This window comes from Pseudoalteromonas rubra, assembly GCF_000967655.1.
Lineage (GTDB): Bacteria > Pseudomonadota > Gammaproteobacteria > Enterobacterales > Alteromonadaceae > Pseudoalteromonas > Pseudoalteromonas rubra_A.
The window spans coordinates 88,268-104,611 of record NZ_JXYA01000020.1; the positions used below are offsets into that span (position 1 = coordinate 88,268).

General features: G+C 50.6%; 13 protein-coding genes. 5 read left to right on the forward strand and 8 right to left on the reverse strand.

Annotated elements, in window-relative coordinates; all coding sequences use genetic code 11:
* Positions 1-9 precede the first annotated feature (9 nt).
* Entirely contained in the window at positions 10-2,172 is a 2,163-nt protein-coding gene (locus TW77_RS10015; RefSeq protein WP_046004840.1) for an ATP-binding protein, read from the reverse strand.
* 247 nt (positions 2,173-2,419) lie between these two features.
* Between TW77_RS10015 and TW77_RS10020 the strand changes: the two genes are divergently transcribed.
* The 3 genes from TW77_RS10020 to TW77_RS10030 all read left to right on the forward strand — a co-directional run bounded on the left by TW77_RS10020 (position 2,420) and on the right by TW77_RS10030 (position 5,340).
* Positions 2,420-3,283, forward strand: coding sequence for a DMT family transporter (locus tag TW77_RS10020; protein WP_046004841.1), 864 nt, complete (start codon positions 2,420-2,422; stop codon positions 3,281-3,283).
* Positions 3,280-4,002, forward strand: a complete 723-nt coding sequence (locus TW77_RS10025; protein ID WP_046004842.1) for a glycerophosphodiester phosphodiesterase — start codon at positions 3,280-3,282, stop codon at positions 4,000-4,002. Before TW77_RS10020 ends, TW77_RS10025 begins: the two co-directional genes overlap by 4 nt.
* A gap of 120 nt (positions 4,003-4,122) precedes the next feature.
* Positions 4,123-5,340: a methyl-accepting chemotaxis protein gene (locus TW77_RS10030; protein ID WP_205623860.1), complete on the forward strand. Its 1,218-nt coding sequence runs from the start codon at positions 4,123-4,125 to the stop codon at positions 5,338-5,340.
* Positions 5,341-5,374: 34 nt separating this feature from the next.
* On the opposite strand, the gene epmA is transcribed toward TW77_RS10030, so the two are convergent.
* Positions 5,375-6,373 (reverse strand): elongation factor P--(R)-beta-lysine ligase, encoded by a 999-nt coding sequence (gene epmA, locus TW77_RS10035; RefSeq protein WP_046004844.1) that lies wholly within the window; start codon positions 6,371-6,373, stop codon positions 5,375-5,377.
* Positions 6,374-6,478: 105 nt separating this feature from the next.
* Positions 6,479-7,045, reverse strand: coding sequence for an elongation factor P (gene efp / locus TW77_RS10040; RefSeq protein ID WP_046004845.1), 567 nt, complete (start codon positions 7,043-7,045; stop codon positions 6,479-6,481).
* Positions 7,046-7,086: 41 nt separating this feature from the next.
* Between efp and epmB the strand changes: the two genes are divergently transcribed.
* A complete protein-coding gene (epmB, locus tag TW77_RS10045) occupies positions 7,087-8,106 on the forward strand; it encodes an EF-P beta-lysylation protein EpmB (RefSeq protein WP_046004846.1) in 1,020 nt (339 codons plus the stop codon).
* 54 nt (positions 8,107-8,160) lie between these two features.
* Here the strand turns inward: epmB and TW77_RS10050 are convergent, their stop codons facing one another.
* Positions 8,161-8,358, reverse strand: a complete 198-nt coding sequence (locus TW77_RS10050; protein WP_040644570.1) for a hypothetical protein — start codon at positions 8,356-8,358, stop codon at positions 8,161-8,163.
* A gap of 72 nt (positions 8,359-8,430) precedes the next feature.
* Here TW77_RS10050 and TW77_RS10055 point away from each other — a divergent pair, with 72 nt between their 5' ends.
* On the forward strand, positions 8,431-8,724 hold the full coding sequence (locus TW77_RS10055; RefSeq protein WP_046004847.1) for a hypothetical protein: 294 nt from the start codon (positions 8,431-8,433) through the stop codon (positions 8,722-8,724).
* A 48-nt stretch (positions 8,725-8,772) separates the two neighbouring features.
* Here the strand turns inward: TW77_RS10055 and TW77_RS10060 are convergent, their stop codons facing one another.
* From TW77_RS10060 to TW77_RS10080, 4 genes are all read right to left on the reverse strand, one after another.
* Positions 8,773-9,258 carry a DUF3016 domain-containing protein gene (locus TW77_RS10060; RefSeq protein ID WP_046004848.1) on the reverse strand — a complete coding sequence of 162 codons (486 nt, stop codon included), beginning with the start codon at positions 9,256-9,258 and terminating at the stop codon, positions 8,773-8,775.
* A gap of 320 nt (positions 9,259-9,578) precedes the next feature.
* Positions 9,579-12,635: an efflux RND transporter permease subunit gene (locus tag TW77_RS10070; RefSeq protein ID WP_046004850.1), complete on the reverse strand. Its 3,057-nt coding sequence runs from the start codon at positions 12,633-12,635 to the stop codon at positions 9,579-9,581.
* Positions 12,632-13,696: an efflux RND transporter periplasmic adaptor subunit gene (locus tag TW77_RS10075; RefSeq protein ID WP_046004851.1), complete on the reverse strand. Its 1,065-nt coding sequence runs from the start codon at positions 13,694-13,696 to the stop codon at positions 12,632-12,634. The genes TW77_RS10070 and TW77_RS10075 overlap by 4 nt, the downstream gene beginning before the upstream one ends.
* A 297-nt stretch (positions 13,697-13,993) precedes the next feature.
* Positions 13,994-15,904 (reverse strand): flavin monoamine oxidase family protein, encoded by a 1,911-nt coding sequence (locus TW77_RS10080; RefSeq protein WP_046004852.1) that lies wholly within the window; start codon positions 15,902-15,904, stop codon positions 13,994-13,996.
* Positions 15,905-16,344 lie beyond the last annotated feature (440 nt).

Here is a 16,344-nt window from a genome sequence, read left to right on the forward strand (position 1 = left end):
TTCAAGCACTCAGGCATTCAGTCGCTGATGGCAGGATTGCAGCGCCGAGGCACTTTGTTTGGCAAATTGATGTAAGGCAGACCAGTCAATGTCGCGCTCTTGTGCTGCACGGCGTCGGGTCTGATGTAATGCCTGACGTAAGGCATATAACCCCAGCTGCTCCACCTCATGCTCCAGTTGCAACAGTTTTTCGCGCAGCGATTCGTCGGCCTGAATATCGGCCAGACCACGTAACTGAGCAAATTCATAATCCAGTCGATCACTGAGATAGATTAACCGCGAGGAAAAGTCGGAGCGCTCGGATGACTCGCTTAACTGGCGCTCAACAAAGGTCAGATCCACATAGGCGGCCTCGGTTGCCGCCAGGCCGCTGCTGTTTTGCTGTACAATGCTTTCGAATACCTGACGCAGCGCAGTAATCCGTAGGGGCTTTTCCAGACAGCTGTAAATACCCGCCTGCTGATAAGCCTGACGCGCTTGCTGATCAACGTCACCGGTGAGCGCCACCACTACCGGTGGGTGTGCCAATCTCAAGTCTGCAAAACGCGATTGATACCATTCTAAGCCATGGCCATCCGGTAAGTGCATATCCAGCAGCAGCACGTCAAACTGGCTTTCTGTGAGCTGCTGCTCCGCTGCGGCCAGAGTTTCAACCATCTGATAACCCAGGCCCAAAGTATCGAGATAGCCGCGCACTACTTCACGATTCAGATGATTATCTTCAATCACTAAGACAGACATGTCGCCCAGCGTCGTCGGCCTGCTTTCGGGCACTTCGCTTTGTTCGCTCCGCTGCGAATTGACCTGCATCTCAAAGAAAAACTCACTGCCCTGGCCTGGGACGCTTTCGACCTCAAGGTCGACACCCATGTTTTCCAGTAGTTGCTTGCACAAGGCCAGGCCCACCCCGGCGCTATCGGCAATAGCACGCGGCGCGCCAAAGGTGACAAAGGGCTCAAACACCTTTTGCTGCTGCGCGCGGCTCAGCCCGACTCCGGTATCTTTAACGGCGATACGCAGCTGATGACGGTTCGGATTCAGCGCATAACCAAAGACGATTAATTCTACCTCACCGCGTTCAGTGTACTTTATTGCATTGGATAACAGGTTTTTGATCACCAGGGTAAAGGGATCTTTATCTATCATAACCTGCAAATTGGCCTCTATGCCTTGCATGGTCAGCGACAACTTTAGCTGCTTTTTCTCGGCCAGTGGTCGGAAGAAGGTCATTTGCTCTTTCAGGTGACTGGCGAGGTTGACCGGTTCTATGATGGTATTGGGCACAGCGCCACGTGCCTGCAACAAGATTTGATTAGCCAGATCCGACATCGACATAGCGGTGGCAATAATCACATCACAAAACTGTCCGTGCTGCTGTGGCTCACGCGGGGCCCGTTTCAGTAACTCTGCGTGACCAACAATGGCATTTAACGGGGTTCTGAGTTCATGACTGAGCAATGTGAGCGAGCGCTCTTTGTGCTGCGCGGCCAGCTCGGCCCGGTGGCGCAATTCATGGAGTTCTTTTTCACGCCGTCCGCTACACAACAAGCACAAAGAAAAACACAAGATCAAAGGCATTACGATGACGGACACGGAGAAAAACTGATTAACCCAGTTATTGGTGATCAGGCTGTCGTGCTGAGAGTAATGGTGCAGCATCGCCAGGCGCACGGTAAAGACGATAAACAGACAAACACAGGCCAGGGCAAAGGTCCAGTGTGCCGGCGAAAAGCTCTGCCACAACCGTCGCTGGCCCAGCCATAAAGCGCGCAGGCATAAAATCATGCTCAGCGCCCACCCCAGATAATTCAATATCACCCTGGCGATAAAATTGGCATCAAAGTAGGTGTAATACAGGTAACCCGGGAAGAATACCCCCGCCAGCAATATCCAGGGCCAGGTCAGCTTTGGCACCGAAAAAAATTGCTCACTGCCCCGGCTTAAACAATACAAACCAATAAAGATCAGGCTGTTGGAGATAAAGATGGTCCAGGTCACAGACAGCGAAAAGGAGGCGATGAAAATACAGCCAAACGCAGTACAGACAGAAAAACCAGCCCATAACCGGGTTCCGAGCAAACGACGATGAATAAACCAGTTGACCAGCATAAACAGTGCACACACGCACGACGTCAAAGCCAGGATCTGTAAAAGTTGTTTCGGATCGCCCATACTTCATCAAACATCGTCAAAAAGAACTACTAGTATAGTATTAATTTTGTCCGATCCGGAAGCAAAATCTAATCCATCTGACATTACACGGCATTACACCTCATACTTTTATCTTGAAAAGTGCCTCGCCAGCTCAGGCCAGCTTATCCGAATGGATGGATAAGCCATCACTGCCCGGGGTTTATCATAATACTTTAGCAACCGTCAGTTACCGTGATAAGCTAATGAAAAACAAGCCGAGTTCGCCATGCGCCCGGAACAATCCTCTCTCGTTAATTTACACCTGGCTGTGCTGCTGTTTGGCGGTACCGCGTTATTCTCCAAGCTCATTTCCCTGTCTGCGCTCGATATCACGGTCTATCGAACTGCCATTGCTTTTGTCACCTTAGCCTGCATTTTGAAATTTAAAGGCAGTGTATTCAAACTCAATGCCCGTAAAGACTATGGCGTGGTGTTAATACTGGGGATCTGCGTTGGACTGCACTGGGTGACCTACTTTGCCGCCATGCAAATGGCCGGTATCGCCGTGGGCGTGATTGCCTTTTTCACCTATCCGGTGATCACTGTGCTACTGGAGCCGCTGTTTTTTCATAGCCGATTAAAGCGCAAAGATGTCTTTACAGCGCTCGTCGTAATGATCGGCATTTATTTACTGGTGCCCACCAGCGACCCCGGCAATCAAATTACCCTGGGCATACTGACCGGGGTGTTTTCTGGTGCCTTATTTGCGCTCAGAAACTTGCTGCAAAAGAAGCTGTTTTCCGGCTATGGCGGGCCACACACCATGTTTTATCAAACTCTGATAGCCAGCCTGATGCTCTGCGCTTTTGTTGAAGTGCCCCCCGCCGAATTAAGTACTGACAACCTAGTTCTTATCGTCCTGGCAGGCTGCGTATTTACAGCCATTCCGCATGCCTTATTTGCGTCCAGTTTACGTTACTTATCAGCCACTACCGCCGGGCTGATTTCTTGCTTGCAGCCCTTGTACGCAACTGTATTGGCTTATATGCTGTTGGCAGAAACCATAACTCTCACCACCCTGGCAGGGGGCGTCCTGGTTGTCAGTGCAGCCTGCTATGAAACGTGGTCGATCACAAGGAATAAGCTATGATCCAGGTTTATGCACACCGAGGTGCCAGTGGCAACTATCCGGAAAACTCACTCAGCGCAATTACAGCGGCATTAGAAGTGGGGGTCGATGGCATAGAACTCGATGTGCAAAGTTGCCTGGATGATTATGCCATTATTCACGATACCTGGCTGGATCGCACCACCAACGGCCGGGGCAAGGTCAATGAAACCACGCGAGCGGCGCTGTCCCAGCTTAAGCTCAGTAACAACGAGGCTGTACCAACGCTGCAACAGGTGCTTGATACCATAGGTCAGCAAACGACGATTAACCTGGAACTTAAACATACCTTCAGCCTGGATAAGTTTGTTGCAACCATAGAAGACAATGTGCAGCGCGGCATCATTGCCAGACACCAGCTGCTGCTGTCTTCTTTTGATCACCACCAGCTATTGTGGCTTAAGCAAAAGCTTCCCTGGGTGAGGATCGGCGCACTCACGGCGTCTATTCCGCTCACTTTTGCTCAATTTGCCCAGCAACTGCATGCCGAAAGTATCCATATGGACAAGAACTTCATTAACCATGAATTTGTTCAGGATGCCAAACAGCGCGGCCTTAAAGTTCTGGCTTATACCGTCGATAAGGCAAAAGACATTGAATTAATGTTAGATTATGGGGTAGACGGCATATTCAGTAATTATCCCTGTTACGCCAAAATGGTGGTGCAGCAACAGCTAAACCAGACCTCAGCGGCAAAGTAAGCAGGCAAAACGCGCTGAGGATTATGCCGCTGATTAAAATAAATTGCTTAACCTGTAAACAGTTGCACCTGCCAGGTTTACTCTATACTGTATGCTAAACGGCACAGTGAAGAGCCTAATATGAGTTTGTACATGCGCATCTATAATTTGATCGAAGAATCTTTGTTCTTCACCCTGACCCGCAAGATTTTTGGTAATCTGGGGTTTTTATTAGTTTTTCAAATCATTACCTTACTGTGGCTACACAGTGAGCTGGCCGAACAAAATGCTTCAACCGGTGTATTCTGGTTGCTGGCCCTGGTGTCGGTGGGTGCCTTTATTTTTACCTTCTTTTATATGCGCTACCTGATTGTGCGCCCCGTGCAGGCCATGCGGGACACGCTGGAGCAAATTAACCGTCAGGATGGCGACCTCGATGCCAGGTTACCACAGTTCACCTATGACGAATTTCGCGACCTCAGTGAGCAATACAATACCTTTACTCAGCACCTCAGCGAACTGCTAGCAGCCACCTACCAAAGCGCAGAAGCGGCGAACCGCAGTAATCAGCAGGTCACTGACTCGATGAAACAAACCGCTTTACTGGGTGGCCAGCAGATCGATCAGGGCGATACCATTATCGCCGCCAGCGATCAGGTCACGCACAGTTTGCAAAGCATAGTACACAATACCGATCAGGTTTATCAGGCCAATACGGAAAGTCTGCACTTTGTACGTGGCTCGTCACAGTCACTGGCGACGCTGGTGAAGGAAGTGCAGCAAATTACCCATCTGCTCGGCAGCTTTTCTTCTACCGTGGCCGGGCTTAAAGAAAACAGTGAGAACATCCGCAGTATTTTGAAAATGGTCGAAGAATTTTCCGATCAAACCAACCTGCTGGCGCTCAATGCCGCCATCGAAGCGGCGCGGGCTGGAGAAGCTGGCCGGGGCTTTGCCGTGGTCGCGGATGAAGTGCGTAACCTCTCAGTTAAGGTGAACGACGCCACCCGCCAGATCAGTGACTTTATTAACCAAATGGATGTGCTGGTCGGTGAAACCCATCAGGAGTCTGAGCAACTGATCGATCATTCAAGCTCTGCCGAGAAAGCCATTCGTACTACGTCGCAGGGCTTTGCCGATATGTCTGAGGACTTTGAACGCAATCAGTCGCAGCTCGAAGAGATTGTCAGCGCCGTGCATCAGCTCGAGTCCACTCAGCAGCACACGCACCAGTCAGTACAACGCATTGTTGAGCTGGGGCAATCCGCCAAAGCGCAGATTGATGCCGCCCTGACTGACTGTCAGGATGCACAGCAGCGCTCGACCAGGACACAGCAAGAGCTTAAGCGTTTTGTATAGGGCCTGCTCAGGCCCCTAATTACTCACACTCGCCTTATGCCCTGTCAACATCAAACGCGATAACCTCTTTGAGTTGGGTCTTGCCAGTCGCCAGCATAACCAGGCGATCGACGCCCAGCGCCACCCCGGCACACGCAGGTAGCCCTTGCGCCAGCGCCGCCAAAAAACGCGGGTCTTTTGCCACAGGTGCCAGCCCCATTGCAGCACGCAGCGCGTTATCTTCATCAAAACGCGCGCTCTGCTCGACTTCATCCGTTAATTCATTGAAGCCATTGGCCAGCTCCATGCCACGGTAATAAAGTTCAAACCGCCCAGCCACTCTGGGGTCCTCGGCGTTGAGCTGTGCCAGTGCGGCCTGAGAGGCCGGGAAATAATAAACAAAGCACGGTGCCTGCTGACCAATTAAAGGCTCAATCTCCATACAGAACAGCAATTGCAGTAGCGTATCGCGGTGTTGCTCCTGCTCTGCAATGTGGCCATGGCCGCGCTGAGATGCCAGCTGTCTTAATTCATCCATAGACGCGCTCAGCGGATCCAGGCCCAAATGGGTGATAAAGGCCTGCTGATAACTCAGTGACTCGGCTTCAGGGCAGCCCAGAATAGCCTGCATTAAGTCGTTCACTTCCGCCATCAGCGCAAATTCATCAAACCCGGGCCGATACCACTCCAGCATGGTGAACTCGGGGTTATGATGTCGGCCTGACTCTTCATTGCGAAACGCTTTACCAATCTGGTAAATCGCACCACTGCCGGCAGCCAGTAGCCGCTTCATGGCAAATTCCGGTGAGGTTTGCAGATACAGAGGCGTACCGCTGGCATGACCCGGCCCGACAAATGTGGTTGAGAAGGTGGCAAGATGAACGTCCGTCACTGAGGCTTGGGCCAGGCTCGGAGTTTCGACTTCAAGGACTTCGCGTGCGGCAAAAAAAGCACGAATTTTAGCGAGGACAGCGGCACGCTGACGCAAGGTATCGATACTGGCACTCGGTGCCCAAACAATATCAGACGCCCCACCAGATGCAGAATGACTCATAATTACTCCAGACAAAAAAATCCCGGTCAGGACCGGGATTTACAGGTGACTTGTCGATGCAGACTCACTTAATAACAAAGCGAGATAGCAACACAGCGCACTGGCTTACTTAACACGACTCACGTATTCGCCGCTGCGCGTATCTACTTTGATCACTTCACCGATTTGTACGAACAAAGGAACACGTACCACAGCGCCTGTGCTCAGCGTCGCAGGTTTACCACCGGTGCCTGCTGTATCGCCTTTCAGACCTGGATCTGTTTCAGTGATCTCCAGCTCAACGAAGTTAGGCGGCGTCACAGCAATTGGACTGCCGTTCCACAATGTGATGGTACACACATCGTTTTCAACCAACCACTTCACGCTATCGCCCAGCGCTTTTTCATCTGCCGCGATTTGCTCGAAGGTTTCGTTGTTCATAAAGTGCCAGAACTCACCATCTGTGTACAGGTAAGCCAGGTCGGTGTCCATGACGTCTGCACCTTCAACCGATTCACCAGACTTAAAAGTTTTCTCTAAAACTTTACCTGAGATCAGCTTACGGATCTTAACGCGGTTAAACGCCTGGCCCTTACCGGGCTTGACCACTTCATTTTCCAGGATGGAGCAAGGCTCTCCATCGATCATAATTTTTAGGCCGCCCTTGAATTCGTTGGTGCTATAATTCGCCATCGTATCCTCTAATCTTTGTATTTCGAGTAATAAACCCGCTAATGATACAAATAAATGAAGTAAATTTGCATACTAACTGGCAAAAAGAATTGGCGAATGTGGTCACCAGTGCAGACGAGCTGCTAAAACTGGTGGGCCTGGAGGGCCACTTCAGTGAACAAGACCTGGCCGCTAAGCGATTGTTTCCGCTCAGAGTTCCACGTCCCTTTATCGCAAAAATGCGTTATGGGGATGCCAAAGATCCCTTGCTGCTTCAGGTGCTGCCTCAGCATCAGGAATTCATAGCCAAAGCCGGTTTTCACAAAGATCCCCTCGACGAACAACAGGCAGCGCTGCCCGGATTGCTGCACAAGTACCGCTCCCGCGTGCTGCTGATGCTAAAAACTGGCTGCGCCGTGAATTGCCGCTATTGCTTTCGTCGTCACTTTCCTTATCAGGATAACCAGCTCAATAAACGTTCTTTGCAGGCCGTATTCGACTATCTGAGCAGCCACCCTGAGATCAATGAAGTGATTTTAAGCGGCGGCGATCCTCTGATGGCCAAAGATGACATGCTGGCCTGGCTGCTTGAACACCTCGATGAAATACCTCACCTGACACGCCTGAGAATTCACACCCGCTTACCTGTGGTGATCCCGGCACGAGTAACCGACGGCTTATGCGAGACGCTCAGTAGAAGCCGGCTAAAACCGGTTCTGGTAAATCACATTAATCATGCCAACGAAATCGATATACACTTTACAGCGGCAATGCAAAAGCTAAAACGTGCCGGCGTGATGCTGTTAAATCAGGCGGTATTGCTCAAAGGGATTAACGATAGCCTGGCTGCTCAACAGGCGCTAAGCGAAGCCTTATTTGACGCAGATGTACTGCCTTACTACCTGCATGTGCTGGATAAGGTAGAAGGTGCCAGTCATTTTGAGGTGTCAGAACAAGAGGCCATTACATTGATGCATGGACTACTGGACGCCTTGCCCGGCTTTTTGGTGCCTAAGCTGGTAAGAGAAATCGGCGGCCAACCTAGTAAGACGCCGATTGATTTGGGACTGAGCCCGGCCTGATACCACACACAAGCCAGGGCTTGCGAATTCAGGTTAGGCACAGCATATCAATGCCTACACGTAGACGTTGATATTATTGCCCATAGTGGCCGTGGTTGACTTTGCTGGAGCTGAATTTCCAGCAGACTCAATTAAGGCCAGGGCGGCTTGTCCATCTGCTTTTTGCTGTTTTTTGGCTAGCTGCGCGCTCATTACTTCGCCGCTTTGCCCTGTCCCAGACATAGCAGGTAGGTTACTTCCGGATATATTCATAAGCTTATACCTGACAAGATTGATGGATCCAAGTACAATATCGGCCAGTTCATGTAAGTCTTTAGGAAAAATATGCAGACCGTTATCGAAAAGCTGAATGAAAATCTAAAACTTGTTTACCGTCAAGCACTTGATGCCGATAAAAAATTAGACGAACTACAGCAACAAGGTCACGGAAAATTCCAGGCATTATTTGCCGAAGACGCCGGTTTTGATTTTGCTGCCAAGCGCTTCAAGCCTTATGTGCTGGATATTGCCGCTGATGTCGAAGCACTCAGCCAGTCAGAGCAACTAGACGAGGCGCTACTTACAAAAACGGTTTTTAAGCTGCAGCAGCTCATCCAGTTACTCGCCACATTTAAGTAGGGCGCACCAAAACCACTGGCCGGGTGAGTCAACCCGGCGATGGCGCAGTTACCCTTTCACTTTGTCTGCGATCTCTTCTTTGTACCAAGTGCTTAACAGCCGTTTATCATAGTAAAACTCACTGTCTCGCCCGGTTCTTACCCGGTCCATAAACGACAGATCTTTAAGCACCTTCTCCTGCGCCTGCGCCACAACCGCACCATTGTTGTCGGTGAGCGTGTAGCTGATTTTCAGACGCGGAAAGAAAATCGGTTTAACAACCCGGATGTCGTGCATGTTAAAGCGCACATCACCCGCCAGATCTATGTCGTCAAAGGTAATATTAAGCTGATAACCCTCAGGGGCCTCTGTCATCAACTTGCTCAGGTGCTTTTCAAGCTGCGCAGCCACCCGTTTGTGGTAACCCGCTTTGCTTTCATTGGCCGGCACCACATCGCGATAATCGTTAAAGTCGCGCCAGGTGATATTGGCTTCCCCGGCCTGCGCAGCCAATGGACTCAGGCAAAGCAACGCTATTGCATGTAAAAGTTTCATGATGTTCTCCTCACGATTGCCAACCCATCTGTGGTCGATATTATACCAATTTCACTTAATACCTGTTCAATTTGACGGAGCAAATATGACGCTAACTGTGTTAAAAATTTCTCATTTAGAACAACTAAATAGCAAAATTTTTGCCTTGTTATCGAACATATTTTCTCGCCTCAAAATAGAACACTTAATTAAGCAAATTGGTATTAGCTATTCAACCCTTAAATACTGTGCATTTTTTGCTGAACACGCAATGAAAGGTAACATTTAACGACAATTTGATACCAATCCACTGACTTTGGCGGATTGGTATCTGCCATGTGTTACAACTTCACAGAAATGCGATACAGCAGCGCATATAAGACGGGCACAACGCCTAATGTCAGTATAGTTGAAAACAACAGGCCACCCATAATCGCCAACGCCATGGGTTCCCACATTTCACCCCCACCCAGATAGAGCGGCACCAGTCCCAGCACTGTGGTTGCGGTCGTAAGCAATATAGGCCGCATGCGCTGCTGAGCGGCCTGAATAATGGCCAGTACTGCATCGTCGCCCTGATCCAGTTCATACTTAATCCGCTCCAGTAACACAATGGCGTTGTTAATCACGATACCCGCCAGTGAGATGATCCCCAGTAAGGTCATAAAGCCAAAAAATGACTGTCCGACCAGCAACCCGGCAACCACCCCGATAAAGCCCAGTGGCACAGTGGTCAGGACAATGGCCGATTTACGGAGTGAATTAAACTGACCAACCAGCAGGATCACAATAATGAAGATGGCAATGGGCATTTTCTCGGCGATAGACTGATTGGCTTTGCCAGAAGACTCGGCCTCGCCGCCCAGCTCATAACTGTAGCCAAAGGGCCAATTTTTTTGTTGCTCTTCAAGCCAGGGCTTGAGCTTAGAAAAGCCTTCATCGGCAGTGATACCATCCAGCTGAGCGCCCACAGTCACGGATTTGAGGCGGTCTCGTCTGAGGATCTGCGCGTTTTCCCACACCACTTCAATATCCGCCACTTGCTTCAGTGGCACCGACTTACCCGAGGCCTGTGAATACACTACCATGGCTTCTAACTTACCGATATCCTGCCTGTCGGCGGCCACCGAGCGCAGGGTAACCGGAATAAGCTCATCACCCTCGCGGTACTGAGTTAATTCCAGCCCGCTCAACCCGGTTTGCAAAGAACTGGCGATGTCTTTGCTGGATACACCGGCGCGGCGCGCGCGGGTCTGGTTAATTTTGATCTGCAGCTTCTTAATTGGTAAGCCCCAGTCATCACTCACCGCCTTCAATCCCGGCGTGCTACGCATTTGAGCCTTGAGTTGATTGACCAGCCCAGTCAGCACATCAATATCGCTGCCAGTTAAACGAACCTCAACGGGGTTATCTATCGGTGAGCCATTTTCGATTTTTCGTTGCTTAATCAGTAAGTCGGGATGGCGCTGTAGCGCATAGGTCTCAATTTTTGCCATCAGTTCATCGATATGACGATAGGAGGTGGTCGACACTATCATCAAAGCATAGTTTGAACTGGTCGGCTCCGGGGTATGGGTCAGCAGGAACCTGGGTCCTCCGTTGCCCACATAAGTGACCCAATTGGTGACGCCTTTGTCACGCGACTCGTTGACCGTTAAATCACGCTGTAAAAAGGCTTCCATATCCTTAACCATGGCCTCGGTGGCACTGAGGCGCGTGCCAACCGGCAGCTCCAGCTCAACCTTAAAGTAATCCCGGTCCGAGGGCGGGAAAAACAACTTAGGCACCAGCTGCAAGCCCTGTATAGCCAGGAAAAACATCAGCACGCACCCGGCGAGCGTCATCCAGCGGTGCTTGATAAGCCCCATCAGAATGTTTTTATAAACCAGATACACGCCTGCATCGTAATTAGCAGATTCAGATTTTACCCGGGTGAATAGCACACACAGCATAGGGATCATGGTCATTGCCAATAACCAGGAACACAACAAGGTGATGGTCACAACCTTAAACAAAGAGGCGGTATATTCCCCGGTGGCGGATTCTGCCAGGAAGATAGGCAAAAACGCCGCACCTGTGGTCAGCGAAGACACCAGTAACGGCACTTTCAGCTCATCCGCAGACTCTACCGCGGCATCGACCGCCGACTTGCCGCGCTCCATCTGCACCATGATGCTTTCCGACATCACAATGCCGTTATCCACCAGCATGCCCAGTGCGATGATCAGTGCCGCCAGAGAGATCTGATCTATGCTGATGTCAAAAAACGACATCGCCAGTATGCCAAACACCATACTCATGGGGATCAGGCTGGCCACAATCAAACCGGTTCGCAGCCCTAAGCTGAATAGCATCACCAGGGTCACCACCAGCACCGCCTGAACCAGGTTAGAGACAAAATCATCTACCTTTTGCTCAACCTCTCGGGGCAAAAAGGACAGTAGCTCAAAGTCCACACCAATCGGATACACAGACTCCAGATAATGTATGGCATCGAGCACCTGTTCACCCAGTAACAGGTTATTGCCCCCCTGGCGCATAGAAATGGCGATCGTCATACCGCGCTCATCCGCAACCCGCACCTTTACTTTGGCCGGATCAACATAATCACGGTACACCCTGGCAATGTCACTGAGCAGGATCACCTGCTCCGACCCAGCAATATTAATGATGGTGCCGGCAATGTCTTCCACCGATTCAAAATTACCACTTGGCTCCAGCGCCAGTGTTTCATCTTCAATAAAAATGGAGCCGCCCGGGTTAACAATATTGCGCGCGGCCAGCTGATCTTTGAGTTGCCCCGGTGAAATGCCCAGAGATGCCAGCTTGGCATTTTCAAACTCAATAAAAACACGCTGCTCCTGGGCACCAAAGATCTCCACTTTGGCCGCTTCAGGCAACCTGAGTAACTCATCTCTGACCTGCTCGGCCACTTCTTCCATTTCGCGGTAGGTATAGCCCTCGGCAGTCAGCCCGATGACAACGCCAAACACATCGCCAAACTCGTCATTCACTATGGGCTTTTGCGCATCGCTCGGCAGGTCGCTTTCCACGGTTTCAATCTTACGGCGCAGATTGTCCCAGATGGGCCGCATTTCTTTGTAGCTTTCTTTAATATTGACACTGACGATTGAGACCCCGGTTTTCGAGGTGCTTTTCACAAAATCCAGTTCCGGAATTTGTTGTACGACCTTTTCAATTTTGTCCGTGACCAGCTCTTCGACCCGTTGCGGGCTTGCACCGGGAAAGTAAGTCACAACCTGTGCCGTTCTGATGATAAAACCCGGGTCGTAATCCTTGGGCATCTTGTTAAACGCCACGATGCCGAAAAACAGTAAGGCAAAGATCAAAACCCAGGTGGTGCGATTATTCTCTAATGCAATTCGGGTGATGTTCACTCACGACCTCCCTGGAATTTCACAACCTGCTCTTCAGTCACTTTGCTCATGCCTGCCGTGACCACGTGCGTGCCAGCCGTCACCCCGGAGATCACCGGAAACCCGAGCGAAGATACTTCTCCTATTTGTACCGGCGTTTTCGCTATTTTACCTTTTCCGTCACCGATTGATGTCACCGTCCAGACGTAGTGGCCTTGATCATCTTTTAGCACTGCAGACAAAGGCAGATAAAGACGAGACTGGGCCTCACTGGGCGCACTGGCCATCACTTTGGCGGTCATGCCCGGTAAAATGTTGTAACCCGGAGGAGGCAACATACCCAGCGTCACCTCATAGGTTTTGGTTACCTCGTCGGCCTGGGTACTCACCTCGACAAATTCAAGTTCAAAGCGCTTGCCTTCAATTGCGGCAAACTCCGCAAACACCTGTTTTGGCGTGTCTTTACTAACGTGGATCATCAAACTTTCCGGCACATTCACTTTCAGGTTAATGTGCTCTATGTCTTGCAAGGTTGCCACCACTTGTTTGGCCTGCACCTCTTCGAATTGTTCGACATGTGTGCGTGCCACAATCCCCGAAAAAGAAGCCCTCAGCTGTGTATAATCGAGGTTGTTTCTGGCATTGGCTAACTTGGTTTTGGCACTAGCAAACTGCGACTTCAGTAAGTCATAATCCGACTGACTGATGGTGCCGGTGACGATTAGCTGCTTGCCCCGCTCAAAGTCGGCTTCGGCTTTTTCAAACGCCGCTTGTGCTTCTTCCAGTGCCAGCTTGTAATCGGTGTCATCGATTTTTGCAATCACATCCCCTTTGCTAACTTCCTGACCTTGTCTCACATTCAGATGGGTCAGTTCACCAGACACTTTAAACGACAGATCCGCGGTGCTGGCTGCATCGACCACAGCCGGAAACTCCTGCAGCGGTCCAAAATTATTCACGCTGAGTTCAATGGTTCTGACCGGTCGTAATTGGGGTGCTTTCTCGGCTGACGTCTGTGGCTCAGAGCACGCAGACAAAACCGTCGCCATGACGACTAAAAGGAAGGAATGCTTTATTATCATAAGTGATCACCGCTGTATGGTTTTTGATTTACTGGTTATTGTGTCTGCACTGAATACATCAATTGTGCGCAAGGGACTGATCTAACATCTAAAATGACGTATTCACATAAGCAATTTTAAGCTCCTTTAAAAATAGCAGCCTTTTGCGGTTATGTGGCAACAAATGCCAGGAATAGTTCCGCCGATCAAATCTTTATAGTTAGTCACAGCATAAAAGCAGTGGTACCGCCTTAACCACTGCTGCAAGTTCAAACTTAGAGCGCATTCGCCACTCCTGAATGCGCTCGGGTGTCGCGGTTAAACCCCTTCCACTATCAGGCGCGTATCTGGCAGACAAGATAGATGCGGGATCGCCATTTGCGGGCACTCCATCCGGGTCAGTGCATTAAGCGCCGCGGCAATGGCTCCTTCCTGCCAGCCGGGTAAAGAAGACAGCTGATCGCCCACAATAAAGAAATTAGGCTGAGTTTCGCTGCCATCTGTTGCTTTGACTGCGCTTCCCTGTGCCAGCATATTGAAATGATGCACCGCCTGATCGCCCACCACGTGCCACTGTGCCCAACCGCCTTTAATGTAGGGCATATTTTGCCAGGCGATCGCCAGACCATGTTCCAGACCGTTGCCAAACGCCTGACCGAATAACTTAGCCCCTTCCCGCGCTTTGTCCAGACGCGCCTGCACTGGCAGCTTGCCCCATTCATAGGCAATTTCAGAGAAATTATAGGCCCCGGTGAGTACACCTTTTTGGTCATGGTAGGCGGTGGAGGGATACCAGATCTGGGTGATGTCGTTGTCCGTCCAGGAAATACCGCCGAAAATGGGCACCACGCCAATTTCAGAATCAGGCACACTCAGAACATCCACGTCCGCACTATCATCATGGACTTCCTGAACTTGGCTACCCTGCCACAAGTAACGGTCTGCCTGCCAGCCTACCTTGGTGGTACAGGCCAGGAATTTCGCCTTATAGCCACCATGATCATCGACAAACTGAGACTGATACACGGCCTGTAATGCTGATTTGAAATCGCTGTTGAGGCCCACCTGGCTGTTCGGGTCCTGCAGCGTCTCTGACAAAATCTCTTTTAAGAAAGGAATGGCCAGATTACAAAAACAATAATCAGCATACATAACATCCAGGTCCTCGGTGCCCAGTTTCGCAATGGAGATTGCGAACTGCTGGCGCGATGCATCCCAGTCAATGCGTTTTACCGGGCTGTTGAGTAAGATGGTGCCGCCCAATTCAGCGACATGCTGCGCAAACGCATGTTGTACCTGATCCATCCCACCAACAGGCTGGAACAAAGTCGCCTGCCAGAGGAAGTCAACGGGCTGATAAAATCGGGTTTTATCCCAAAACTCTGACGCCAGCAGGCTGTCGAAGCTCAGAGGCTCTGCAATTGTCCCTGCATCTACTCCCGGCAGCTCAGTGTAACCTGCCCGCGAGCGGCCATTCTCCAGTCCATCTTCACCGGCCGTTACAACGTATTTGCCGACATTGGGGCCACTGGGTACCAGCTCACCAAAACTGATCATTAACTCTTTAAGTTGTTCGGCACGACTTTGTACATCCCGATCCGTCACACCACATTCCGTGGTTTTGATCAGCTGCTCGGCATTCTCAAACACCATCTGAGCAAGCCAGCCCCGGGTATTGTGATCTAAACGACGATACACCAGCGGTAACCCAGCAAAACTATCCGACATCTGTACCAGGTTTGACTCACTGTTCATCACATACACTTCAACATCCACACTGAACTGCTTCAGGTATGACAGCAGGCGTTTATGACTCGAAGGAATACGGCCCGGACCTGCATTCAAATACGGCTCTGCATCCCCTTGTGGCCGATCAAAGCGCACCACCTGAGGCTGACCAGGCTTAGAATTAAATAAATCACTGTCGACATCTTCAATTAAGGTATCACCGGTGCGCAGGCTCAAACAGCGCCCCCCGGTGCGGTTTTGCGCTTCAAGCACCGTGACTTCCATCCCCGACTGCTGCGCTAACAACTCATAAGCCGCCGTCAGGCCGGACACACCGGCCCCGATGATCACGGCCTTTTTGCCCTGGTATTTATTCTTGGTCAGAGTGACGGGTCCCGGTGTAACCTTGAGTTGCTGATTGGTTGCGTGATCCAGTGCGGCGTGGGCCCGGGCTTTGGGGTGCTGCTGAAAAAAGCGTGCGCGTGATTGGTGTTCTGCCATGAGTTGCTCCTTAAAAAACACCGCCTCCATGCCAGCTCAACTGCACACCTGCTGTAAAGCTTGCTGCAACTTTATGGTCAGAGCCGGCCTGGTGGTTTGGAAAATAATTTATCCCTACTACCTGCAGACTCCAGTAAGGTTGACGACCTGTGTCATAGACTTATTTAAACGAAAAGCCCAACTGCGATACGCGGCTTAGTAACTCTAGTCCAGTCTGCCCAGCTTTGCCTGCTGCTCAGATAAATATCTATACAGGCGGATTAGTAGGGCATCATGCTGGTGCGTTATGGTAAATTGAGCGGCATTCGCGCAAACCTGGCGCCTGGTAAAACGCAGATTTTTGCGATTGTGGTGGTGAGTCTTAGCAGAGAAATCGGGGTTAGCTTGGATAGCAGATAAGGCCGCTTTGCTGTGAGTGGAGCGGTCCTGCCGTTTGTCGG